The sequence below is a fragment of the Amycolatopsis sp. NPDC050768 genome (assembly GCF_040654155.1).
GTDB lineage: Bacteria > Actinomycetota > Actinomycetes > Mycobacteriales > Pseudonocardiaceae > Amycolatopsis.
This window is the reverse complement of sequence record NZ_JBFAHL010000001.1, coordinates 345,934-366,699: the sequence shown is the minus strand read 5'-3', so window position 1 is coordinate 366,699 and position 20,766 is coordinate 345,934. Positions and strand designations below refer to the sequence as shown.

Annotated in this window: 20 protein-coding genes; 14 read left to right on the top strand and 6 right to left on the bottom strand. The window is 68.0% G+C overall.

Features of this window, described 5'->3' with window-relative positions:
• Positions 1–11 precede the first annotated feature (11 nt).
• Genes AB0H62_RS01830 through AB0H62_RS01820 form a run of 3 tightly spaced genes read left to right on the top strand, consistent with a single transcriptional unit; the run spans position 12 to position 2,973 of the window.
• Positions 12–1,271 carry an ABC transporter permease gene (locus tag AB0H62_RS01830; protein ID WP_360583554.1) on the top strand — a complete coding sequence of 420 codons (1,260 nt, stop codon included), beginning with the start codon at positions 12–14 and terminating at the stop codon, positions 1,269–1,271.
• The gene (locus AB0H62_RS01825; protein ID WP_220246226.1) at positions 1,271–1,660 is read left to right on the top strand and encodes a cytidine deaminase; all 390 of its coding nucleotides are present in this window, start codon (positions 1,271–1,273) and stop codon (positions 1,658–1,660) included. The genes AB0H62_RS01830 and AB0H62_RS01825 overlap by 1 nt, the downstream gene beginning before the upstream one ends.
• On the top strand, positions 1,657–2,973 hold the full coding sequence (locus tag AB0H62_RS01820) for a thymidine phosphorylase (RefSeq protein WP_360583551.1): 1,317 nt from the start codon (positions 1,657–1,659) through the stop codon (positions 2,971–2,973). The genes AB0H62_RS01825 and AB0H62_RS01820 overlap by 4 nt, the downstream gene beginning before the upstream one ends.
• A 76-nt stretch (positions 2,974–3,049) precedes the next feature.
• Here AB0H62_RS01820 and AB0H62_RS01815 read toward each other — a convergent pair whose 3' ends face one another.
• Positions 3,050–4,144, bottom strand: a complete 1,095-nt coding sequence (locus tag AB0H62_RS01815) for a PA containing protein (RefSeq protein WP_220246228.1) — start codon at positions 4,142–4,144, stop codon at positions 3,050–3,052.
• A gap of 211 nt (positions 4,145–4,355) precedes the next feature.
• Here AB0H62_RS01815 and AB0H62_RS01810 point away from each other — a divergent pair, with 211 nt between their 5' ends.
• From AB0H62_RS01810 to AB0H62_RS01800, 3 genes are all read left to right on the top strand, one after another.
• A complete protein-coding gene (locus AB0H62_RS01810) occupies positions 4,356–5,447 on the top strand; it encodes an adenosine deaminase (protein ID WP_220246229.1) in 1,092 nt (363 codons plus the stop codon).
• A 111-nt stretch (positions 5,448–5,558) separates the two neighbouring features.
• Positions 5,559–6,773, top strand: a complete 1,215-nt coding sequence (locus AB0H62_RS01805; protein ID WP_360583549.1) for an MFS transporter — start codon at positions 5,559–5,561, stop codon at positions 6,771–6,773.
• A gap of 366 nt (positions 6,774–7,139) precedes the next feature.
• Positions 7,140–7,655 (top strand): hypothetical protein, encoded by a 516-nt coding sequence (locus AB0H62_RS01800; RefSeq protein ID WP_220246231.1) that lies wholly within the window; start codon positions 7,140–7,142, stop codon positions 7,653–7,655.
• Positions 7,656–7,917: 262 nt separating this feature from the next.
• On the opposite strand, the gene AB0H62_RS01795 is transcribed toward AB0H62_RS01800, so the two are convergent.
• A complete protein-coding gene (locus AB0H62_RS01795) occupies positions 7,918–9,165 on the bottom strand; it encodes a primosomal protein (RefSeq protein WP_220246232.1) in 1,248 nt (415 codons plus the stop codon).
• 154 nt (positions 9,166–9,319) lie between these two features.
• On the opposite strand from AB0H62_RS01795, the gene AB0H62_RS01790 reads away from it, so the two are divergent.
• Together AB0H62_RS01790 and AB0H62_RS01785 are read left to right on the top strand one after the other, a co-directional pair.
• Positions 9,320–11,824 (top strand): DEAD/DEAH box helicase, encoded by a 2,505-nt coding sequence (locus AB0H62_RS01790; RefSeq protein WP_220246233.1) that lies wholly within the window; start codon positions 9,320–9,322, stop codon positions 11,822–11,824.
• Positions 11,825–11,918: 94 nt separating this feature from the next.
• Complete coding sequence (locus tag AB0H62_RS01785) at positions 11,919–12,050, top strand: hypothetical protein (RefSeq protein WP_255638653.1); 132 nt, start codon at positions 11,919–11,921, stop codon at positions 12,048–12,050.
• 13 nt (positions 12,051–12,063) lie between these two features.
• On the opposite strand, the gene AB0H62_RS01780 is transcribed toward AB0H62_RS01785, so the two are convergent.
• The gene (locus AB0H62_RS01780; protein ID WP_360583546.1) at positions 12,064–12,690 is read right to left on the bottom strand and encodes a hypothetical protein; all 627 of its coding nucleotides are present in this window, start codon (positions 12,688–12,690) and stop codon (positions 12,064–12,066) included.
• 557 nt (positions 12,691–13,247) lie between these two features.
• Here AB0H62_RS01780 and AB0H62_RS01775 point away from each other — a divergent pair.
• On the top strand, positions 13,248–13,862 hold the full coding sequence (locus AB0H62_RS01775; protein WP_220246235.1) for a LysE family translocator: 615 nt from the start codon (positions 13,248–13,250) through the stop codon (positions 13,860–13,862).
• On the opposite strand, the gene AB0H62_RS01770 is transcribed toward AB0H62_RS01775, so the two are convergent.
• Positions 13,854–14,837: a sugar-binding domain-containing protein gene (locus tag AB0H62_RS01770; protein WP_360583543.1), complete on the bottom strand. Its 984-nt coding sequence runs from the start codon at positions 14,835–14,837 to the stop codon at positions 13,854–13,856. The two genes, AB0H62_RS01775 and AB0H62_RS01770, sit on opposite strands and share 9 nt — an antisense overlap.
• Positions 14,838–14,968: 131 nt before the next feature.
• On the opposite strand from AB0H62_RS01770, the gene AB0H62_RS01765 reads away from it, so the two are divergent.
• From AB0H62_RS01765 to AB0H62_RS01750, 4 genes are read left to right on the top strand one after another with little or no spacing between them, the layout of a single operon-like run.
• Positions 14,969–15,973, top strand: coding sequence for a zinc-dependent alcohol dehydrogenase family protein (locus tag AB0H62_RS01765; RefSeq protein ID WP_220246237.1), 1,005 nt, complete (start codon positions 14,969–14,971; stop codon positions 15,971–15,973).
• Positions 15,966–17,306, top strand: a complete 1,341-nt coding sequence (locus AB0H62_RS01760) for a sugar ABC transporter substrate-binding protein (protein ID WP_220246238.1) — start codon at positions 15,966–15,968, stop codon at positions 17,304–17,306. Before AB0H62_RS01765 ends, AB0H62_RS01760 begins: the two co-directional genes overlap by 8 nt.
• Complete coding sequence (locus AB0H62_RS01755; protein WP_360583541.1) at positions 17,303–18,238, top strand: sugar ABC transporter permease; 936 nt, start codon at positions 17,303–17,305, stop codon at positions 18,236–18,238. Before AB0H62_RS01760 ends, AB0H62_RS01755 begins: the two co-directional genes overlap by 4 nt.
• Positions 18,235–19,089, top strand: coding sequence for a carbohydrate ABC transporter permease (locus AB0H62_RS01750; protein ID WP_220246240.1), 855 nt, complete (start codon positions 18,235–18,237; stop codon positions 19,087–19,089). The genes AB0H62_RS01755 and AB0H62_RS01750 overlap by 4 nt, the downstream gene beginning before the upstream one ends.
• Positions 19,090–19,139: 50 nt before the next feature.
• On the opposite strand, the gene AB0H62_RS01745 is transcribed toward AB0H62_RS01750, so the two are convergent.
• On the bottom strand, positions 19,140–19,490 hold the full coding sequence (locus tag AB0H62_RS01745) for a hypothetical protein (RefSeq protein WP_220246241.1): 351 nt from the start codon (positions 19,488–19,490) through the stop codon (positions 19,140–19,142).
• Positions 19,491–19,775: 285 nt separating this feature from the next.
• Here AB0H62_RS01745 and AB0H62_RS01740 point away from each other — a divergent pair, with 285 nt between their 5' ends.
• Positions 19,776–20,555 (top strand): class I SAM-dependent methyltransferase, encoded by a 780-nt coding sequence (locus AB0H62_RS01740; protein WP_360583538.1) that lies wholly within the window; start codon positions 19,776–19,778, stop codon positions 20,553–20,555.
• A gap of 1 nt (position 20,556) precedes the next feature.
• Here the strand turns inward: AB0H62_RS01740 and AB0H62_RS01735 are convergent, their stop codons facing one another.
• Positions 20,557–20,751: a ferredoxin gene (locus AB0H62_RS01735; RefSeq protein ID WP_204091560.1), complete on the bottom strand. Its 195-nt coding sequence runs from the start codon at positions 20,749–20,751 to the stop codon at positions 20,557–20,559.
• Between the last annotated feature and the right edge of the window lie 15 nt (positions 20,752–20,766).

Here is a 20,766-nt window from a genome sequence, read left to right as displayed (position 1 = left end):
CGGAGTTCCCCATGAAGGAGCCCGCCTCCGGCATGCCGGAGCCGGTGGTGGAACGGCGGCGACGGATTCCCGGCTGGCTGCGTGGCGTGATCTGGGCCGTGGTGGCGATCGCGGTGATGTCGACGGCGTCGTACGCGACCGGTGTTTCGGCGCTGACGTCGAGCAACACGGCGTCGACGGCCCTGCGGCTCGCGCTGCCGATCCTGCTGTGTGCGCTCGGCGGCCTGTGGTCGGAGCGCGCGGGCGTGGTCAACATCGGCCTCGAGGGCATGATGATCCTCGGCACCTTCGGCGCGGCCTGGGGCGCGTACTACGGCGGCGTGTGGGTCGGCCTGCTCTCGGCCATCGCGTTCGGCGCCATCGGCGGCCTGCTGCACGCGATCGCGACGGTGACCTTCAACGTCAACCACATCGTCTCCGGTGTGGCGATCAACCTGCTGGGGTTGGGCATCGCGAAATATCTGGCGAACCTGATCTTCGAGCCGATCTCGGGCAACCCGCGGCAGTCGCCGCCGGTGCCGAAGTTCGACACGTACTCCGCGTCGGGCCTGTCCGATTGGCTCGGCACGCTGGAGAACGAGCAGCGCGTGGGGATCTCCGACGTCGCCGGCATCCTGCGTGGTCTGATCACCGGCGTCGCGCCGCTGACGATGATCGCGATCATCCTGGTGCCGGTGAGCTACTGGATCCTCTGGCACACGCGGTTCGGCCTGCGGCTGCGTTCGTGCGGTGAGAACCCGGTGGCCGCGGAGTCGCTGGGTGTCAACGTGTACCGCTACAAGTACCTCGGTGTGCTGATCTCCGGCGGTTTCGCCGGCATGGGTGGCGCTTCGCTGGTTCTGCTCAAGGGCGGCGCGGACTACCTCGAGAACCAGACCAACGGCCGCGGGTACATCGGTCTCGCCGCCATGATCTTCGGCAACTGGCGCCCGGGCGGCCTGCTCGGCGGCGCGGCGCTGTTCGGGTACGCGGACGGCCTGCAGCTCGCCGGCGGTGGCGAGGCGGTGCTCGCGCTGCTGTACGGCGCGGTGATCCTGCTGGCGATCATCGTCGTGGTGCAGCTGATTCGGAAGCGTTGGCTGGCGGCGGCTCTGGGCGTCATCGGGGCCGGGGCGCTGTACGCGATCTACTGGACCAACGACACGCTGCCGAGCGACCTGATCCCGTACACGGCGCACTTCGTGACGCTGATCGTGCTCGCGGTGGCGTCGCAACGGCTCCGTCCACCGAAGGCCGACGGTGCGCCTTATCGGCGAGGGGAGGGGGACTGATGACCTCTGTGGACTGGGACGCGCTGCGGGCTTCGGCGGTGTCGGCTGCTGCCTCGGCCTATGCGCCTTACTCGGGCCTGCACGTCGGCGTCGCGGGCATCGTGGACGACGGCCGGATGGTGACGGGCTGCAACGTCGAGAACGCTTCGTACGGCCTGGGTCTGTGCGCGGAATGCACGATGGCGGGCCAGCTGCGGTTGTCGGGCGGCGGCCGGCTCGTGGCCGTCGCCTGCCGCAGCGGCGCGGGTGAGCTGCTCATGCCGTGCGGGCGGTGCCGGCAGATCCTGTTCGAGCTGGGCGGGTCGTCGTGTTTGGTCGACACTCCACGCGGGATCCTGCCGATGTCCGACGTCCTGCCCGACGCCTTCGGGCCCGAGGACCTCCCGTGACCTCCGCCGACGCACTCCCTCCCGCGGAGGCGGCGTCAGATCCAGTGGCGGTCGACGTCATCCGGACCAAACGCGACGGCGGAGCTCTGTCCGACGCGCAGATCGACTGGGTGGTGGACGCTTACACGCAGGGGGTTGTGGCCGAGGAACAAATGGCCGCGCTGGCGATGGCCATCTTTCTGCGCGGGATGACCCCTGGCGAAACCTCCCGCTGGACGGGCGCGATGATCGCGTCGGGCTCGCGCCTGTCGCTGTCCGTGGGGCGCCCGACGGTGGACAAGCACTCGACGGGCGGTGTCGGCGACAAGATCACTCTGCCGTTGGCACCGTTGGTCGCTGCTTGCGGCGCGGCCGTCCCCCAGTTGTCCGGCCGCGGCCTCGGCCACACGGGCGGCACCCTGGACAAACTGGAGTCCATCCCAGGCTGGCGCGCGGCGTTGTCTTTGGACGAGATCACCGGGCAGCTTTCGTCGGTCGGTGCCGTCGTCTGCGCGGCCACGGAGGGGCTGGCTCCGGCGGACAAGAAGCTGTATGCCCTGCGGGATGTCACTTCCACGGTCGAGTCGATCCCGCTGATCGCTTCGTCGATCATGTCGAAGAAGATCGCCGAGGGCGCTTCGGGCCTGGTCCTGGACGTGAAGGCGGGCTCGGGTGCCTTCATGAAGACAGTGGCCGACGCTCGTTCGCTGGCCTCCACCCTGGTCTCCATCGGCGCGGCTCACGAGGTCGCGACCACTGCGTTGATCACGGACATGAACGTGCCTCTCGGCCGCGCGGTCGGCAACGCGGTCGAGGTCGCCGAGGCGGTCTCGGTCTTGCAGGGCGGCGGTCCGGCTGACGTGGTTTCGCTGACCGTGGCTCTGGCCCGCGAAATGCTCGCTTTGGCGGGTTTGTCCTCAGTGGACCCTGCGGAGGTGCTGGCTTCGGGCGAGGCTTACGAAACGTGGTCCCGCATGATCACCGCTCAGGGTGGCGATCCTTCGGCGCCGCTTCCCCCGCCCGCGCATGTCCATGTGGTCCCGGCTCCGGCTTCGGGCGTCCTGTCTTCGCTGGACGCCTACGCGGTCGGTGTCGCTGCTTGGCGCCTCGGCGCGGGGCGGGCTCGGAAGGAAGACCCGGTGCAGGCCGCTGCGGGCATTCTGTGCCTGGCCAAACCCGGCGAGGCGGTTACCGCGGGCGAGCCTTTGCTTGAGCTGCACACGGACACACCGGACGCGGTGGCCGGCGCGTTGGAGGCTTTGGCGGGCGCGTTCTCTGTGTCGGACACGGCTCCGGCTGTCGGGCCGATCGTCCTGGAGACCATCCGCTCCTGACCGACGATCTTTGCGTTGGATATGAAAGTGCCCCCACCATCAGGCGGGGGCACTTTCATATCCGGAGGTTCAGACTTCACTCACCAGCAGCATCTTCCGGCTCAGACCCGTTCTTCGCCTTCGGGTCCACGGCCTTCGGGGACCGGCCGTTGCGCGAGCTGCGCCGCGGCTGACGCGGCGCGGGCGCCGGCGGGGAGATCTGCTGCACGGCCGGTCCGCCACCGAGCATCAGCTCGGCGAAGGTCGCCATGGCCTCGTCCAGCTGACCACCGATCCGTCGCACGGACTCGTCGTTCGAGCGGCGCACCAGGGAGTCGACGGAGTCGGTGTCGGGCTGCTTGGCCAGCGTGCCTTCGACCTTGGAGAGGCCGGACTTGATGGAGCCGTCCAGGTCGCCCAGCTGGGACACGAAGCCGTCTTCGACCTTGTCCAGACGGTTGCCCAGGTCGTCGAGGCGCTGGGTGACCGTGTCGAGGCGGTTGACCAGACCTTCGAGGCGCTCGGAGGCGTCGACCATCTCGCCGGTCTCCGTGATGGCGGTGCGCAGCGCGTCGGCGGTGCTGTCGAAGCGCTCGCGAGTGGCGCGGTCGAGCTCGTCGACGCGGGTGCGCAGCTCGTGGTCGGCCGTCTCGATGCGTTCGCGCAGAGTGGCCTCCGCGAGCTCGATGCGCTCGCGCACCGGAGCCTGCGTGGTCTGCGGGATCGAGTCGAGCTTGGCGTCCTGCTTGTCCAGGTGGCCGCCCAGCTCGTCGAGCCGGCGGTGGATGTTCTGCAGCTTGTCCTCGAGCCCGTCCATCCGGCCCGCGACGCCCTCGAACCGCGCGGCGACGCCGTCGAGCCGGCCGTCGAGCTGCGCGAACGGCTTGGCCAGCTTGTCGACGATGCTCTCGACCGCGTGGGTGATCGCGGCGATCGCGTTGTCCTGGGCCTCCAGCCGCGTCATGGCCTCGTCGAGGCGCTCCGCGATCACGCCGACCTCGGTGCGGTCGGGCATCTCGGACAGCCGCTTCCGAACGGCGCCCAGCGAGTCGACCGGGGCGAGCCGGGCGTAGATGTCGTCCAGCGCGTCGAAGATCTGCTGCTGTTCGCTCTCGCGCACTTCGGCCGCGCGCACCAGCATGTTGCGCATCCGGTCGAAGGACGGAGCGGCAATGTGGTTGTCAGTGGTCACTGCTGTGTCCTTCGTCGGCGGGGAAATGGAAGGGACGTGGGACGAAGCTTATCCAGTGAAAAATTGCTGTGCGTATGGGCCCCGCTAAGACGGGATAACGGCCGCGTTACCCGGATGGCCGATTCCTTCCTTGATCGTCAAAGCTGAGGGTTGCCTCGACGCTGAGAGTTACCGCCATGTAGGGGAATGACAACGAGACTACCGTTGGTGCATGTCAGACGTAACCCCGCTCGACGCAGAGACCCTGCTTCGGGCCCCCAAGGTCCTGCTGCACGACCACCTGGACGGCGGCCTTCGCCCGGCCACCGTCGTCGAGCTCGCCGAAGTGACTGGCTACGACGCTCTGCCGACCACCGACGTCGCGGCCCTCGGCCGCTGGTTCCGCGAAGCCGCCGACTCCGGCTCGCTCGTGTCCTACCTCGAGACGTTCGCCCACACCTGCGGCGTGATGCAGACCGAGGAAGCGCTGGTCAGGGTCGCGGCCGAGGCTGTGGAAGACCTCGCGGCCGACGGCGTGGTCTACGCCGAGCTGCGCTACGCACCCGAATTGTTCGTCGAACGCGGCCTGTCACTCGATGCGGTGGTCGAAGCGGTCCAGACCGGTCTCGTCGAGGGAACACAGCGCGTGGCCGCCGCGGGCGGTGCGATCAAGGTCCGCACGTTGCTCTGCGCGATGCGCCAGCACGCCCGCGCCCTCGAGATCGCCGAGCTGGCGGTGCGCCACCGCGACGCCGGCGTGGCGGGTTTCGACATCGCCGGCCCCGAGGACGGCTTTCCGCCGACCCGAAATCTCGACGCATTTGAATATCTGCGTCAGAACAACGCGCATTTCACGATTCACGCGGGCGAGGCATTCGGCTTGCCGTCCATTTGGGAGGCCATCCAGTATTGCGGCGCCGAACGGCTCGGCCACGGCGTGCGGATCGTCGAGGACATCAAGACCGATTCGGACGGAACGGTCCACCTTGGACGGTTGGCGAGCTACGTTCGGGACCGCCGCATACCCCTGGAGGTCTGCCCGACGTCGAACGTGCAGACGGGCACCGTCGCGTCGTTCGCCGAGCACCCGATCGCCCAGCTCGCCCGGCTGCACTTCCGGGTCACGGTGAACACCGACAACCGGCTGATGAGCGGATGCACGATGACCAGTGAATTCACCGCTCTGGCGACCACGTTCGGGTTCGGTCTTGATGATCTTCGCTGGTTCACGATCAATGCCATGAAATCCGCGTTCCTCGATTTCGACGCCCGGTTGTCGCTGATCAACGACGTGATCAAGCCCGGGTACGCCGCTCTGGCCTGACCTCCGACGCTTCCGGACGTGACCGCCTCCTTGGCGGTTGCGTTCGTTAGCATGCCCAACTAAAGTTCAGAATGTAGGAACTAATTCTCAATATGTGAGACGGTGGGAAAGATGTCGCAGGTCGCGGCCGGTGAGGCGATACGCGAAAAGCCCAGTTCTCGACGGTGGCTCATTCTCGCGCTCGGCCTCGCCGCGCAGACCGCGAGCTGTTCCTTCCTCTACGGGCTGCCCTTTCTGATCCCTGCGATGCGCGCCGCCGACGACCTGACGCTCGCCGAGGCCGGCACCGTCGTCGCCGCGCCGAGCATCGGCCTGCTGCTCACCCTGATCGTGTGGGGCGCGGCTGCGGACCGTTACGGAGAGCGCCTGATCATGGCCCTCGGACTGGGCGGTTCGGGGTTACTCCTGGTGTACGCCGCACTGTGGCATCACCCGGTCGGGCTGCTCTTCGGGTTGTTCCTTGTTGCCGGAGCGTGCACGGCTTCGGTCAACGCGGCGAGCGGCCGCGTCGTGATGGGCTGGTTTTCGAAGTCCGAACGCGGCATGGCGATGGGCATCCGGCAGACGGCGCAGCCGCTGGGCGTCGGCGTGGCCGCGCTGGGCCTGCCGCCGCTGGCCGCGCGCTGGGGGTTCCAGGCCGCGATGCTGCTGCCGGCCGTGCTCGGGATCGTGGTCGCGCTGCTGGTCGCGGTGTTCGTCGCCGACCCGCCGCGGCCGCCGCGCCCTGCCGCCGGTGCTTCGAAGCCGCCTTCGCCGTACCGCAAGCCGTGGCTCTGGCGCGTGCACGGCGCGAGCGCGCTGCTGGTCGTGCCGCAGTTCACGGTCTCGGCGTTCGCGCCGGTCTACCTCGTGTCGCAGCACCACTGGAGCCCGTCGGGCGCCGGCGTGTTCCTCGCGGTGGCCCAGGTGCTCGGCGCGGCGGGCCGGCTGGGGTCGGGCTACTGGTCCGACCGCGTCGGCAGCCGCCTGCGCCCGATGCGGCAGCTCGCGGTGGCCGGCGTGGTCGTGATGCTGCTCGTAGCCCTCGGCGACGTGACGTGGCTGTGGCTCGTGCTGATCGCCCTGGTCCTCGCTGCGATCATCACGGTCGCCGACAACGGCCTCGGCTTCACCGCCTCCGCCGAGCTCGCCGGCGTCGCCTGGTCCGGCCGCGCGATGGCCACCCAGAACACCGCGCAGAACATCGCCGGGGCCCTCACGCCACCCCTGCTCGGCCTCGTCATCGGCGACAGCCGCTACGCGCTGGCGTTCTGCCTCGTCGCGATCTTCCCCGCACTGGCCATCGCTGTGGTCCCGGTCCGTGCGGAAGCTGAAGTGGCCCACTGATCGGGACGCGGTCCGAAGAGGACTAGGCGCGTAGCCCATCCCGAAAGAACGCGCCGTGGCGGAGCCAGGTGTCCGGCGTGGACTAGCGGATCAGCTGCGCCATCGCGGACACCAGCGGCGCCAGGGTCGGCCGGCTCGAAGTCCGCGCGCAGGCGCCCGGCCGACTTGGCGCGGTCCAGCACTACTCGGAGTTTGTGTGTGGACAGAACTAGTGGCGGTGTTTTTGCAGCTCAGGAAGGGTTCCTGTGGCCGTCCTGACCGATGGGCGATCCTGAGGGTCGGCCCGGCCTGGCGGAAGACTCGAAGAGATCCGCTTTGAACAAATCGTTGAGGGCATGTCCCTCTGGCCGGGGCATCATGGCCGGCATGCACGACTGGCCGGCACCGGGCTCCGGTGGGCTCCCGACTCCGGAGTTGGTCGCCGCATGGGTAACGCTCGGCACGGTACCGTCCGAGCGCATCCCCCTTTGGGCAGCGCACTGGCTCGTTCGGGGCTACGACGGAGAGGCACTCAGGGCCTTGGCCGGCCTTGGCGGCGCTGAGCCCTACGAGGTCCACGACCTGCTGCCCGCGGCGCTGGCCGACTGCCGTGCAGCTATCCCGGATTCAGATGCTGCCGCAGCCCAGGTGGTGTTCGCCCAACTTGCGCGTATGCAGGCCGACGGGCGAGCCACCGAGCGGTGGGTCCTGGACAAAGTATACGAGATCGTGGCCCGATCCGATTACTCCGACAGCGTCATCGCGCTCCCGCTCGGCCAGGTGTTCGGCCTTGAGGACGAGTGGGCCGCGGGTTGGGGTCGGCCGAAGGACCAACTTGTGCGCGAGATCCAGGCCGCGTGCAGAGCTCAACTCGCTGCCGGGGAAGCAACAACCGACTGCTGATCAAGGGGCCCCACACCGGCCCCGGACAATCGCCGTCCCGCGCAACCTGGCGACGAAGCCCTGCCCAACACAGGCCACATCAACACCGCGACGCATGGTCAATGACACTCTTCGAAATCGCCCATGACCAGCACAAACAACTTTGCCGGAGCTCTGCCGCGGGAGGGCGGGGTTCACTGCCGGGATCTGGCCGAGGCTCACAACGACAAAAGGCCGCCCACCGGGAATCCCCAGCGGATGGCCTTCCGTCAACTCAAGAGGTTCAGACCACCGTCAGGCGGTTCTCGAACGACTCCACCAGCTTGCGCCACGCGCTCTGCTCGGTGTCGAACGGCGCGCTCGGCTCGAGGCGTGTCGGGTCGGGGCGCAGGACGAACGAGACGAGCCAGCCGAGGCTTTCGTTCTGCGACAGCGCCGTCTCGACGGAGTCGTCCTCGGCCCAGTCGGCGGCGTCGGTGATGAGCTCGACAGCCAGCTCCAGCTGGTTGGGGTCGATGGACTCGACGCCGTCGGCGATGTCGTCGTCGAGGCCGGTGAGTACGTAGGTGTTCTCGGCGTCGATGTCGATCTCGAGGTCGTCCGCGGCCGCCTTCGTGAGCACGTCGTCCCAAGTGGACACGTCGGCGAGGTCGGTGTCGGCCACGTCCTTGCCGTCCTTGAGGGCGGCGAGCAGGGCCTTCTCGGAGGAGAAGACGTCGATCTCGCCCTCGCTGCCGAGGAAGATCGGCTTGTCGTCGAGGTAGCAGCGCAGCGTGTAGTACTCGGCGCCGGCCGTGACGATCTTGATCGGGTCGATGCCGACCTCACCCCAGAAGCCGACCGGCTCGTCGTCCTCCTCCTCGTCGGAGTCGGGCGCGTCCACGGCTTCGAGGTCCTCCGGCTGCGCGGCCTCGGCCTCGGCCGACTCCTCGTGGAACGCCGCCAGCTCCTCGGCGGTCTGCTCAAGCACGGCGGCGTCGACGTCGGGCACGGTCACGAGGTTGTCGATCGCGTCGAGCACGATGTCCCACTTCTCGGACACGGCCTTCGACAGGTCGTTCCACAGGGCCTCGCCCTCGCGGCCGGTGAACGGCAGCCGGCCCTGCTCCAGGAGCGAGAAGCCCTCGTACGCGTCGAGGACCTCGTGCACCTCTTCGAGCTCGCAGACGTCGGCGAGCGAACGGACGATGCCGACGATCTCCGCGAGCTCCGCGATCGTCCACGAGTCGGGCTCCTCGGCGACCAGCTCGGGCACGCCGACGAGGTCGTAGGAGTGGTCGTCGTCCGGGATCAGCTCGGGCACGTTCAGCGCCGGGACCGCGTCCCACGCCGGGTGGTCGAGCAGGTCGTGCTGGTCGGACGTGCGCACGAAAGCGGCCAGGTGAGCGGCGTCCGGGAAGGCGTACAGGTCGTCCTCGTCGCCGAGGAACGCTTCCCACTCCTCGCCGTCCTCCCGCCACCGCGGAGCCCACAGGGTGACGACGTCGCCCTGCGGCAGCCCGAGCTCGATCGGGATGATGTCCTGTGCCATGCCTGAACCCTCCGGAGTAACGCCCGTGTACGCGCGCGTGCCCGGAAGTATCCCCCGGTCGGTGCGCGGTACCGCGAAGCCTACGGGTTGGGGCAAGCACCCGCGATCGCCCCTGCGGAACTGACGGCCCGGGGATGGCACGATGGGCAGCGCTATGACACTCACAGACCTCCTGCCAGCGGATCCCGACGCCGACTCCCTGTTCGAAGCCTTCTCCACGTGGACGGCCGAGCGGGGCATCCAGCTGTACCCGGCCCAGGAGGAGGCGCTGATCGAGGTCGTCTCGGGCGCCAACGTGATCCTCTCGACGCCCACCGGCTCCGGGAAGAGCCTCGTGGCCGTCGGCGCCCACTTCACGGCGCTCGCCCATGGCCGCCGCAGCTACTACACCGCCCCGATCAAGGCGCTGGTCTCGGAGAAGTTCTTCCAGCTCATCGAGATCTTCGGCGCCGACAAGGTCGGCATGATGACCGGCGACTCCAGCGTGAACGCGGACGCGCCGATCATCTGCTGCACCGCGGAAATCTTGGCGAACATCGCGTTGCGCTTCGGTGCCGACGCGCCCGTGGGCCAGGTGATCGCCGACGAGTTCCACTTCTACTCCGAGCCCGACCGCGGCTGGGCGTGGCAGGTCCCGATCATCGAGCTGACGGGCGCGCAGTTCGTGCTCATGTCGGCCACTTTGGGCGACGTCTCGTTCTTCCAGAAGGACCTCGCCCGGCGCACGGGCCGCTCGACGGCGGTCGTCACGTCGGCGGAGCGGCCCGTGCCGCTGACGTTCCGCTACGCGCTCACGCCCATCCACGAGACCATGTCCGAGCTGCTCCACGGCGGCCAGGCGCCCGTGTACGTCGTGCACTTCTCCCAGGCCGCGGCCATCGAGCGGGCGCAGACGCTGATGAGCATCAACGTGACGACGAAGGCCGAGAAGGACGCGATCGCCGACCTCATCGGCGACTTCCGCTTCTCCGCGGGCTTCGGCAAGACACTCTCGCGGCTCGTGCGCCACGGCATCGGCGTGCACCACGCGGGCATGCTGCCGAAGTACCGGCGCCTGGTCGAGACGCTCGCGCAGTCCGGGCTGCTCAAGGTGATCTGCGGGACGGACACGCTCGGCGTCGGCATCAACGTGCCCATCCGCACGGTGGTGTTCTCCGCCCTGACCAAGTACGACGGCGTGCGCCAGCGCCATCTGAAGGCGCGCGAGTTCCACCAGATCGCCGGCCGCGCGGGTCGCGCCGGGTACGACACCGACGGGTACGTGGTCGTCGAGGCGCCCGACCACGTCGTGGAGAACGCGAAGGCCCTCGAGAAGGCGGGCGACGACCCCAAGAAGAGGAAGAAGATCGTCCGGAAGAAGGCGCCGGAGGGGTTCGTCAACTGGACGGAGAGCACGTTCGACCGCCTGATCGCGGCCGACCCCGAGCCGCTGACCTCGAGTTTCCGGGTCAGCCACTCGATGCTGCTGAACGTGATCTCCCGGCCGGGCAACGCGTTCGACCACATGCGCCACCTGCTGGAGGACAACCACTCCGACCGTCCGGCGCAGCGGAAGCTGATCCTGCGGGCGATCGCCATTTACCGGGCGTTGCTGGCCGCGGGTGTCGTCGAGCGGCTGTCCACGCCGGACGCTGATGGCCGGATCGTGCGGCTGACGGTGGATCTGCAGTTCGACTTCGCTTTGAACCAGCCGTTGTCGCCGTTCGCCTTGGCAGCGGTGGAGCTGCTTGATGTGGAATCGCCTTCGTACGCGCTTGATGTCGTGACCATTGTGGAATCCACTGTGGACGACCCGCGGCCCGTGCTGTCGCAGCAGCAGTTCAAGGCCCGCGGCGAGGCCGTGCAGGCGATGAAGGCGGAAGGTATCGAGTACGACGAGCGCATGGAGCTGCTCGAGGCGGTCACGTACCCGAAGCCGTTGGAGGAGCTGCTTTCCGCGGCGTACTCCAGCTACCGCCAGGGCCACCCGTGGGTCGCGGACTACGAGCTGTCCCCGAAGTCCGTGGTGCGCGACATGTACGAGCGCGCGATGAACTTCGTGGAGTACATCGGCTTCTACCAGCTGGCGCGCTCCGAGGGCCTGGTGCTGCGGTACCTGGCGGACACCTACGACGCCCTGCGCCACACCGTCCCGGACGAGGCGAAGACCGAGGCGCTGCAGGACCTCATCGAATGGCTGGGCGAGCTCGTCCGCCAGGTCGACTCCAGCCTGCTGGACGAGTGGGAAGCGTTGCGGCATCCGTCTACTGACGGTTCTCCTGTGGAACGCCGGCCTTCCGAGCCACCCGCGGTCACCCGCAACGAACGCGCCTTCCGCGTCCTGGTGCGCAACGAGCTCTTCCGCCGCGTCGAACTCGCCGCCCGCCGCAACTACTACGCCCTGGGCGAGCTCGACGCCGCCGCCGGCTGGGACGCCGACGCCTGGGAAGACGCCATCGAGGACTACTTCGACGAGCACGATTCCCTGGGCATCGGCCCCGACGCCCGCGGGCCCGCGTTGCTGCTCATCGAGCAGGAACCCGACGTGTGGCGCGTTCGCCAGATCTTCGACGACCCCGCCGGTGACCACGACTGGGGCATCAGCGCGGAGGTCGACCTGCGCGCCTCGGACGAGATCGGCTCGGCCGTCGTGCGCATCACGGACGTCAATCAGCTCTGACGACGCGCGTCCGTTTGAGTGAGGTTTGTCCAAGTGACCGTGGGGCTCCGCGGTGCGCCTTAGCGTTGGGCGCGCCGAGAAGGAGGAGGGAACCATGGTGGAGGACAAGAACAACAGCGGTGGTGACGTCGAGGCCAAGCCGGCCAGTGGCGGGGATGTGGAAGCGAAGCCGGCGAGTGGCGGCGACGTTGAGGCCAAGCCCGCCAGCGGCGGAGACGTCGAGTGAACGAGCGGCAGCGTCAGGCCACGGCCAGGCGCTGCCGCCGCCCGCTGAGCAGGACGATGAGCATCACCAGGGACAGCGCGGGCAACGGGTAGCCCAGCACCAGACCCATGGTGGTGTCGAGAACCGGCGCGACGATCGCCGCCACGAACACCCACGTGGGCGCCGTCGCGGGTTTCGCGGCCGGGGACCAGGGTGTGCGGGACCACGGCTTCGCCACGGAAATCCACGCCTGCACGGCCAATCCACCCGCCATGAGCCCCGCGCCGGCGGCCTGCTGCCACGTCGGGGTGGCCGTCGCGGCGGCGTTCTCGAGGGCGGGTGACAGCAGGAAGATCCCGGCGTACAGCTGCACCAGCGTGAGCCCGAACTTCACCAGCACCCACCAGTGCCGGAAGAACCCCCAGGCCGTCGCGCCCGCCAGCACCAGCCCGGTGAACGCGGCGGCGTTCGCCATGGGTGCCAGCAACGCCGTGTCCAGGTGCCGCGCCATGTTCATCGCGGTGGCGCGCGTGGCCGCGTCGCCCTGGAGCGCCACGAGCGTCAGCGTCATGAGCCCGATCGCCTGGCTCATCCACGCGATCGACGACACCGCGTGCAGCCACACCACCGCCTGCCGCCACCGCGGCGAAACCCGAGTCACGGCAATAACAATCGCCTGGACACCACCGCGGGCACATCCGGTGAACACCCTGAGATCACCCCGAGACGAACGCCGCCCGCGTGTCGAAGACAGCGTCTGCGGGGGGCCGGCGCGCATGCACAAAGGGTTGTCGCGGGTGGGTTGTGCTCGCTGTGGTCCGGGAAGTTCGCGGTGTTCGGTGGTGTCGTAGGCCCGGGTTTCGGCGCGCTGTGAACTGCCTCCAGCGACGTGGCCTGAGTCGCGGACTCTGCCTGCAGGTGCGGTGAGCTGCGCCCGCGCTGCCGTGGTGAGCTGCGGAGCACATCGGTGGGTGCAGTCGGGAGGTGCTGTCCGAGACAGCCCACCGGCTCGAGGCGCGTTGCGCTGGTGAGTCGCGGTGAAGGTTGATGTCCTCGTCGCGCGCGGTAAACCATGCTCGAACGTTCGGCCGACAACCGCCTGAGCGGCGACATCGACCGTCCGAAGCCGGCAACGCCCGAAGACTTCGTCACAAACCCTGCCCCAGCCGGACAAACCCAGGTTACCGTCCCCCGGGACGAAACCCGAGGAGGCGAGCCATGGTCGATTGGGCCGGATTTGTCCCCGCCGCGGTCCTGGTGTCGCTCATCCCGGGCGCCAACCAGCTGCTGGGCCTGCGCAACGCCGCCCGCTACGGCGTCGGCTACGCCATGGCCGGCATCGGCGGCCGGTTCGTGGCGTTCGTGGTCCTGATCGGTCTGGTCGCGGCCGGGCTGGGGACGCTGCTGGCCGCGTCCGCCGAGCTGCTCACGATCCTCAAGTGGATCGGCGTCGCCTACCTGCTGTGGCTCGGCATCAGCAGCATCCTCAAGGCCCGCCGCGAGATGAGCCAGACGCAGGATCCGCCCAAGAGCAGGAACCTGCGAGCCGTAGTGGTCAACGAGTTCGCAGTCGCCATCAGCAACCCCAAGGCGCTGCTGCTCTTCGCCGCCCTCCTGCCGCAGTTCACCACGACCGGCAGCCCGACAGCGCTCGCCGAGCTGGGCGCCGCCTACCTCGGGGTGGAGCTCGTCGTCGGCCTCGCCTATGTGCTGGTCGGCCGAGCCATCGGCGTCGCCGGCGTCAAGGCCAAGACCCAGCGGAAGGTCGACGCCGGCTCGGGCATCTGCTTCGTCATCCTCGCCGGTGTGCTCGCCGTCGACAGCTCACTCTGACAAAGGCCGCTTCTCCGCCAGCTCCAGCAACGGCACCGCGGCCGCCGCGTCCGTGATGAGCGTCGACACCATGCCGGACCTCAGTACGGCGTCCACCGCGGCCGCCTTCGGTTCGCTGTAGCCGATCGCGATCACCTCCGGCACCGCGAGCAGCTCCTCCGTGCTGATCGCCAGGACGTGGTGCGCCAGACCCGTCGACAAAGCGTTTCCCGAAGCGTCGAACAGCCGAGCCGCGACCTCGGCCGTCGCCCCGCGCGCGGCGATGGCGGCGCGCTCGGCTTCGTCCAGGGCGTCGTACACGGTGGACTCGCCGGGTGACCAGGCGCCGATGCTCACCACGGCCTTCGTCAGCTTGCCGAACTGCCCGAAAGTCTCCGCGATGCCGGGCTGGTGGCGCAGGATCTCCGTGGTTCGCCGGTCCGGCAGCACGAGCGGGCCGAAAATCGGATAAGCGTCGCCGCCGGAGACCGAGGTCACGCGGCTCACGGTTTCGACGGAGCGCCCGCGCATGTCCATGCCGGCTTGCACTCCGCACAACTGCACGATCGGGCAGCGCGGAAGCGTTCTGATGGCCTCGGTCATCGCGTTGACCGACCGGGCCCACGACAGCCCGATGACGTCCGTCGGGCGGGCGATCTCCTCAAGGAGGTGAGCGGCGAGCGTCCCGACCTTCTTGCGCACGACCTCGCGCGGCTCCTTCGCCGCCGCTCGTTCGAGCACCAAAGCGCGGCGAAGCCCGTACGCGCGCCTGACCTCGTCGGACAGCTCCACGTCGAGCGGCGCGGGCAGGTCGAACTCCACCCTGACCAGGCCCGTCTCCCGGGCGGTGTCGAGCAGGCGCGCGACCTTGAACCGGCTCACGCCGAACTCTTCGGCGATCTCCAGCTTCGAGCGGCCCTGCACGTAGAAGCGGCGGGCCATGGTAGCCAGCTCCAAGCTCTCGGTCAGCAGTGGCCGGGCCTTCTGCCTGCTCATATGAGCACCATAGCGCAGAATCCAACCCGAAAGGTTGACGAAACCCCTAAAAAACCCCTGTAATGCTTTCACCAATTAGCTGCGCCACACGTTGATGCTGCTCAGATGAGCGCCTAGGAAGGGGATGAGGCATGCGTGCCGCGATCGTGGACCGGCCCGGGGAAATCCGGGTCGGCGACGTTCCCGATCCGAAGCCCGGAGAGCGCCAGGTCGTCGTGAAGGTCGGCGCCTGCGGGATCTGCGGGACCGACCTGCACATCGCCGACGGGCACTTCCCGCCGACGCCGTACCCCATCGTTCCCGGCCACGAGTTCGCCGGCGAGATCGTCGAGCTCGGCGCCGACATACCGGGTGAGTGGAAGATCGGCGACCGCGTGGCCGTCGACCCGTCGCTGTACTGCGGCTACTGCACGCCGTGCCGCTCCGGCCACGGCAACCTCTGCGCCAACTGGAACGCCACCGGCGACACGGTCAACGGCGCGTTCGCCGAGTACGTCGCCGTACCGGCCGACACGTGCCACAAGATGCCTGACTCGATGACGTGGGAACAGGGCGCGCTCGTCGAACCCGTCTCGTGCGCCGTGCACGGTGTGCGCCGCATCGGCGTCGAGGCCGGCGAACGGTTCCTCGTGGTCGGCGCCGGCACGATGGGCCTGATCATGCAGCAGCTGTTGCAGCGCGCGGGCGCCGAAGTCACGGTCGTCGACCGCAACGCGAGCCGCCTGCCGCGCGCCACCAGCCTCGGCGCCACCGCCGTGGCCGAGGACGTGTCCGCTTTGGACGGTGAGCTCTACGACGCCGCCGTCGACTGCACCGGCGCCGCCCCCGCCATCGAGTCGGCTTTCGACGCGCTGCGCCGTGGCGGCCGCCTGCTCGTGTTCGGCGTCGCGCCCGCCGAGGCCCGCGTGGCGCTCTCGCCCTTCCGCATCTACAACGACGAGATCACCATCGTCGGCTCCATGGCCGTGCTCAACAGCTACGCGAGCGCGCTCGACCTCGTCGCCAAGGGCTTCATCGACACCGAAGCGCTGATCACCGACACGCTCCCGCTGGAGCAGTACCCCGACGCGTTGGCCAAGATGCGCGGCGGCTCCGGCCTCAAGATCCAGGTGCTCCCCGGAGGTGGCCGTGCGTAAGCTCCTGTGCCTCCTTGCCGCAACAGCGTTGTTCGTCACGGGATGCGCCGGAGCCGGATCGTTCGGCAACGGTGGGCGGACGCTCGTCATCGCGATCGTCTCGAACCCCCAGATGAAGGACGCCATCTCGCTCTCGAGTGAGTTCGAGAAGGCGAACCCGGGCGTGCACCTCAAGTTCGTCTCCCTGCCGGAGAACGAGGCACGCGCGAAGATCACCGCGTCCACCGCCACGCAGGGCGGCGAGTTCGACGTGGTGATGATCAGCAACTACGAGGCCCCGCAGTGGGCGGCCAACGGCTGGCTCGAAAACCTCGAACCGCACATGAAGGCCACTCCTGGCTACGACGAGAACGACTTCATCCCCAGCATCCGGCAGTCGCTGTCGTATGAGAACCAGATGTACGCGGTGCCGTTCTACGGGGAATCGTCCTTTGTGGTCTACCGCAAGGACCTGTTCGCCAAGGCCGGGATCACGATGCCGGCGCACCCCACGTGGCAGCAGATCGCGGACTACGCGGCGAAGCTCGACGACAAGAACGCCGGCATCGCGGGCATCTGCCTGCGCGGCAAGCCGGGCTGGGGCGAGAGCCTCGCGCCGTTCACCACCGTTGCCAACACCTTCGGCGCGCAGTGGTTCGACAAGGACTGGAACGCCAAGCTCACCAGCCCGGAGTTCACGCAGGCGGCCAACTTCTACGTGAACCTCGTGCGCGACCACGGTGAGGTCGGCGCCTCCAGCGCCGGGTTCTCCGAGTGCGGCACGCGCTATGCCCAGGGCCAGGCCGCGATGTGGTACGACGCCACGTCGATGACCGGCACCACCGAAGACCCCACCAGCAGCAAGGTCGTCGGCAAGAACGGCTACGCGCCGGCCCCGGTCGAGAAGACGCAGGCCAGCGGCTGGCTCTACACATGGGCGCTCGGGATCCCGAAGGTCGCCAAGGACAAGGACGACGCCTGGAAGTTCATGGCTTGGATGACCGACAAGGCGTACGCGAAGAAGGTCGGCGAGACCTACGGCTGGAACCGCGTGCCGCCGGGCACGCGCCAGTCGACATACGAGATCCCGCAGTACCGCGATGCGGCCAAGGCCTACGCCCAGCCGACGCTCGACGGTATCGCCGACGCCAACCAGCAGAAGGCCATGGTGAGCCCGGTGCCGTACCCGGGGATCCAGTTCGTGGGGATCCCGGAGTTCCAGGACCTCGGCACGCGCGTCAGCCAGCAGTTGTCGGCGGCGATCGCGGGCCAGACCTCAGTAGCGGACGCGCTACAGCAGTCGCAGAAGTACGCGGCCACAGTCGGCGAGTCCTACCAGGCGGTGAAGCCATGAGTACGATTTCGGTCCCCGCCGGCACGGCGCCGGCCACCACCCGCCCTGCGAGCACGAAGAAGGCCACCAACAAGGCGGGGAAGCGGCGGCTGCCCCTGTTGCCCGCGTTGATCTTCGTGATCGCGGTGACGCAGATTCCCTTCCTGCTCACCATCTACTACTCGTTCCAGTCGTGGAACCTGGTGCGGCCGGGTTCGTTCCACTTCGTCGGCTTCCAGAACTACGCCGACGTTTTCACCGACTCGACGTTTCTCGGTGCGCTGCTCAACACCGTGGTGCTCACCGTGGTGTGCGTGTTCCTGTCGCTGCTGCTCGGGCTGGGCCTGGCGATCCTGCTGGACCGCAAGTTCGTCGGCCGCGGTTTCGTGCGGACGCTGCTGATCACGCCGTTCCTGATCCTGCCCGCGGCCGGCGCGCTGCTGTGGAAGACCACGATGTTCGACCCGACCTACGGCCTGCTGCATTTCGTGTTCGGCACCGACGTCGACTGGCTTTCGCAGTTCCCGCTCGCCGCGGTGATGGCGCAGATCATCTGGCAGTGGACGCCGTTCATGATGCTGCTGACGCTCGCCGGCCTGCAGAGCCAGCCGAAGGACGTGCTGGAGGCCGCGTCGGTCGACGGCGCGGGCCGCTGGCGCACGTTCGTGTCGATCACGCTGCCGCACCTGTCGCGGTTCCTGCAACTGGCGACGCTGCTGGGCGCGATCTACATCGTGAACAGCTTCGACGCGATCTTCCTGATGACGCAGGGCGGTCCGGGCACGGCCAGCACGAACCTGCCGTTCTACATCTACCAGCGCGCGTTCGAGGGCTTCGACATCGGCCAGTCGTCGGCGATGGGTGTGGTGGTCGTGATCATCACGATGATCGTGGCGACGTTCGCCCTGCGCCTGATGTTCCGCGCGTTCTCGGTGGACGGAGGCACGAAATGACCACGGCTGTTTCCGAGGTTTCGGGGGTTTCCGGGCGCAAGCGCCGCTACGGGGCGGGTTCGCTCACGGTCGTCACGTGGATCGTCGCGATCCTCTTCGTGTTCCCGCTGCTGTGGATGATCCTCACGGCGTTCAAGCAGGAATCCGACGCCTACACGGACCCGCCGAAGCTCTTCTTCAGCCCGACCTTCGACCAGATCTCCGGGGTTCTCAAGGGCGGCTTCCTGCCGTACCTGGCGAACTCGGCGTTCGTGACGGTGGTGTCCACGCTGTTGGTGCTGCTCCTCGGCATTCCGGCGGCGTACGCGCTTTCGCTGGCGCCCGTGAAGAAGACGAAGAACGCCCTGAGTTTCTTCCTGTCCACCAAGATGCTGCCGATCGTCGCGGCCATCATCCCGCTGTACGTGATCTCCCAGAACACCAACCTGCTCGACACGGTGTGGGCGCTGATCATCCTGTACACGTCGATGAACCTGCCGCTCGCGATCTGGATGATGCGCTCGTTCTTCCTCGAGGTCCCCGGCGAGATGATCGAGGCGGCCCACATCGACGGCGCCAACCTCCCGACGCTGCTGCGCAAGATCATCATGCCGGTCGTCGCCCCGGGCGTCGCCGCGACGGCGCTGATTTGCGTGATTTTCTCGTGGACGGAGTTTTTCTACGCGGTGAACCTGACGGCCGCCCGTGCTGGGACGGTGCCGGTGTTTTTGGTCGGGTTCATCACGAGTGAAGGTTTGTATTGGGCGCAGTTGTCCGCTGCGGCGTTGTTGGCTTCGCTGCCGGTGATGATCGTGGGGTGGTTCGCGCAGAACCACCTGGTGCGGGGGTTGTCGATGGGTGCGGTGAAGTAGGTTCTGTTTTTCGGGTGGCCATCCTCGTCGGTTCGGGGGTGGCCACCTTTTTATGCCAGCGCGCCTGAAAGGACCGCCGCGACCATGGGACGCAAGGACGACGCATCGGGGGAGCGGTCGGCGAAGTGAAGGTGCCCGGCGCCCACCAAGGTCGGGGCGAGGGTGTCGACATCGGCGTCCGGGGTGAGGCGGCCGAGGGTGCGTTCGGCGGTGAGGTAGCGCGCGAGCATGCGGGCGGCGTCGGAGGCGAGGGGGACGCCGGTGCCGGGGCGAGCGGCGCGGAGGCGGGTGCGGAGTTCGTCGCGGAAGGTGATGAGGGCGACGATGGAGACGGCGACCGAGGTGAAGACCTGCTGGAGAGCCGTGGACGTTGTCGACCATCGAGCCGGTGCCTGCCGCATCCGTGAGGGTGTCGGAGAAGGCCCGGACCTGGGCGATGCGGTCGAGGACGAGTTCGGTCAGGAAGCCGTCGAAGTCAGTGAAGTGCTTGTGCCGCATGCCTTTCGTCCAGCCGGGTTCTGTAGTGCGCGGGAGTTTCGTCGCGAGTTGTCCACAGGGCCGTCGAGTTGTGGACTACTCGGCACATTTCCGTCTTGGGCCCGGGTTTCGTCGGGGGTGGCCAGTAGACTGGACATGGGCACGCCCCCCTAGGGAGGGCGGGGGCCTGTCTGAGGGGAGTGGGCGTGATGGGGGTACCTGAGCCGCACGAGTTGAGGAAGACAGCCGAGTCGTTCGGGATCGACGCCGGGCGCTACGACCGTGCGCGGCCGAGGTATCCGGAAGCGCTGATCACCGAGATCGTCGGAAACACCCCCGGCGCAAGCATCCTCGACGTCGGCACCGGCACCGGCATCGCCGCGCGGCAGTTCAAAAACACGGGCTGCCAGGTGCTCGGAGTGGAACCCGACGAGCGCATGGCCGAGTTCGCCCGAACCACCGGGATCGACGTCGAAGTCGCCAATTTCGAAGAGTGGGACCCGAAGAACCGCACCTTCGACATCCTCACCGCCGGCCAAGCCTGGCACTGGGTGGATCCGCAGAGGGGTGCCGAGAAAGCTGCCCAAGTGGTCAAGCCAGGAGGCACCTTCGCCGTCTTCTGGCACCTTTTCCTGCCGCCGGACGACATCGCGAAAGCCTTCGGCGAAGCGTTCCGCAAGGTAGCCCCGAACTTCCCCATCAAGGTCGACAGAACCCCGAACAGAGAAGCCTACAAACCCATCATCGACAAAACCGAAGAAGCACTGCACAAAACAGGCTTCCACAACCCGCAAAGGCACTTCTACACCTGGCAACAGAACTACACCCGCGCCGAGTACCTCGATCTGCTCCCCACTCAGGGCGGCCTCACCCGCGTCCCGAAGCCACAGCAGGAAGAGGTACTGGCCGCCGTGGGCGCCGCCATCGACGCCCGCGGCGGTCAGTTCACCTGCGACTACACCACGGTGCTCTTCACCGCGGCCAGCTAACTCACTCCTGCAACGAAAGCGCCTGGCTCGGGCACACGTTCACGGCCTCGCGGGCCTTGTCCACGAGCTCGCCCTCGGGCGTCTCGTTGAGCACGATCACCGTGCCGTCGTCCTCGCTCTGGTCGAACAGGGCGGGCTCGGTGAGCACGCACTGGCCGGCGCCGACGCACTTGCCGGTGTCCGCGATGATCTTCATGACTTCCTCTTCCTG

Excerpts from the sequence above, each read along its gene's own strand:
- AB0H62_RS01830 (WP_360583554.1), top strand. The coding sequence starts at position 12 with ATGAAGGAGCCCGCCTCCGGCATGCCGGAGCCGGTGGTGGAACGGCGG.
- AB0H62_RS01825 (WP_220246226.1), top strand. The coding sequence starts at position 1,271 with ATGACCTCTGTGGACTGGGACGCGCTGCGGGCTTCGGCGGTGTCGGCT.
- AB0H62_RS01810 (WP_220246229.1), top strand. The coding sequence starts at position 4,356 with ATGTCAGACGTAACCCCGCTCGACGCAGAGACCCTGCTTCGGGCCCCC.
- AB0H62_RS01805 (WP_360583549.1), top strand. The coding sequence starts at position 5,559 with ATGTCGCAGGTCGCGGCCGGTGAGGCGATACGCGAAAAGCCCAGTTCT.
- AB0H62_RS01800 (WP_220246231.1), top strand. The coding sequence starts at position 7,140 with ATGCACGACTGGCCGGCACCGGGCTCCGGTGGGCTCCCGACTCCGGAG.
- AB0H62_RS01795 (WP_220246232.1), bottom strand. The coding sequence starts at position 9,165 with ATGGCACAGGACATCATCCCGATCGAGCTCGGGCTGCCGCAGGGCGAC.
- AB0H62_RS01790 (WP_220246233.1), top strand. The coding sequence starts at position 9,320 with ATGACACTCACAGACCTCCTGCCAGCGGATCCCGACGCCGACTCCCTG.
- AB0H62_RS01785 (WP_255638653.1), top strand. The coding sequence starts at position 11,919 with ATGGTGGAGGACAAGAACAACAGCGGTGGTGACGTCGAGGCCAAGCCG.
- AB0H62_RS01775 (WP_220246235.1), top strand. The coding sequence starts at position 13,248 with ATGGTCGATTGGGCCGGATTTGTCCCCGCCGCGGTCCTGGTGTCGCTC.
- AB0H62_RS01770 (WP_360583543.1), bottom strand. The coding sequence starts at position 14,837 with ATGAGCAGGCAGAAGGCCCGGCCACTGCTGACCGAGAGCTTGGAGCTG.
- AB0H62_RS01765 (WP_220246237.1), top strand. The coding sequence starts at position 14,969 with ATGCGTGCCGCGATCGTGGACCGGCCCGGGGAAATCCGGGTCGGCGAC.
- AB0H62_RS01755 (WP_360583541.1), top strand. The coding sequence starts at position 17,303 with ATGAGTACGATTTCGGTCCCCGCCGGCACGGCGCCGGCCACCACCCGC.
- AB0H62_RS01750 (WP_220246240.1), top strand. The coding sequence starts at position 18,235 with ATGACCACGGCTGTTTCCGAGGTTTCGGGGGTTTCCGGGCGCAAGCGC.
- AB0H62_RS01745 (WP_220246241.1), bottom strand. The coding sequence starts at position 19,490 with ATGCGGCAGGCACCGGCTCGATGGTCGACAACGTCCACGGCTCTCCAG.
- AB0H62_RS01740 (WP_360583538.1), top strand. The coding sequence starts at position 19,776 with ATGGGGGTACCTGAGCCGCACGAGTTGAGGAAGACAGCCGAGTCGTTC.
- AB0H62_RS01735 (WP_204091560.1), bottom strand. The coding sequence starts at position 20,751 with ATGAAGATCATCGCGGACACCGGCAAGTGCGTCGGCGCCGGCCAGTGC.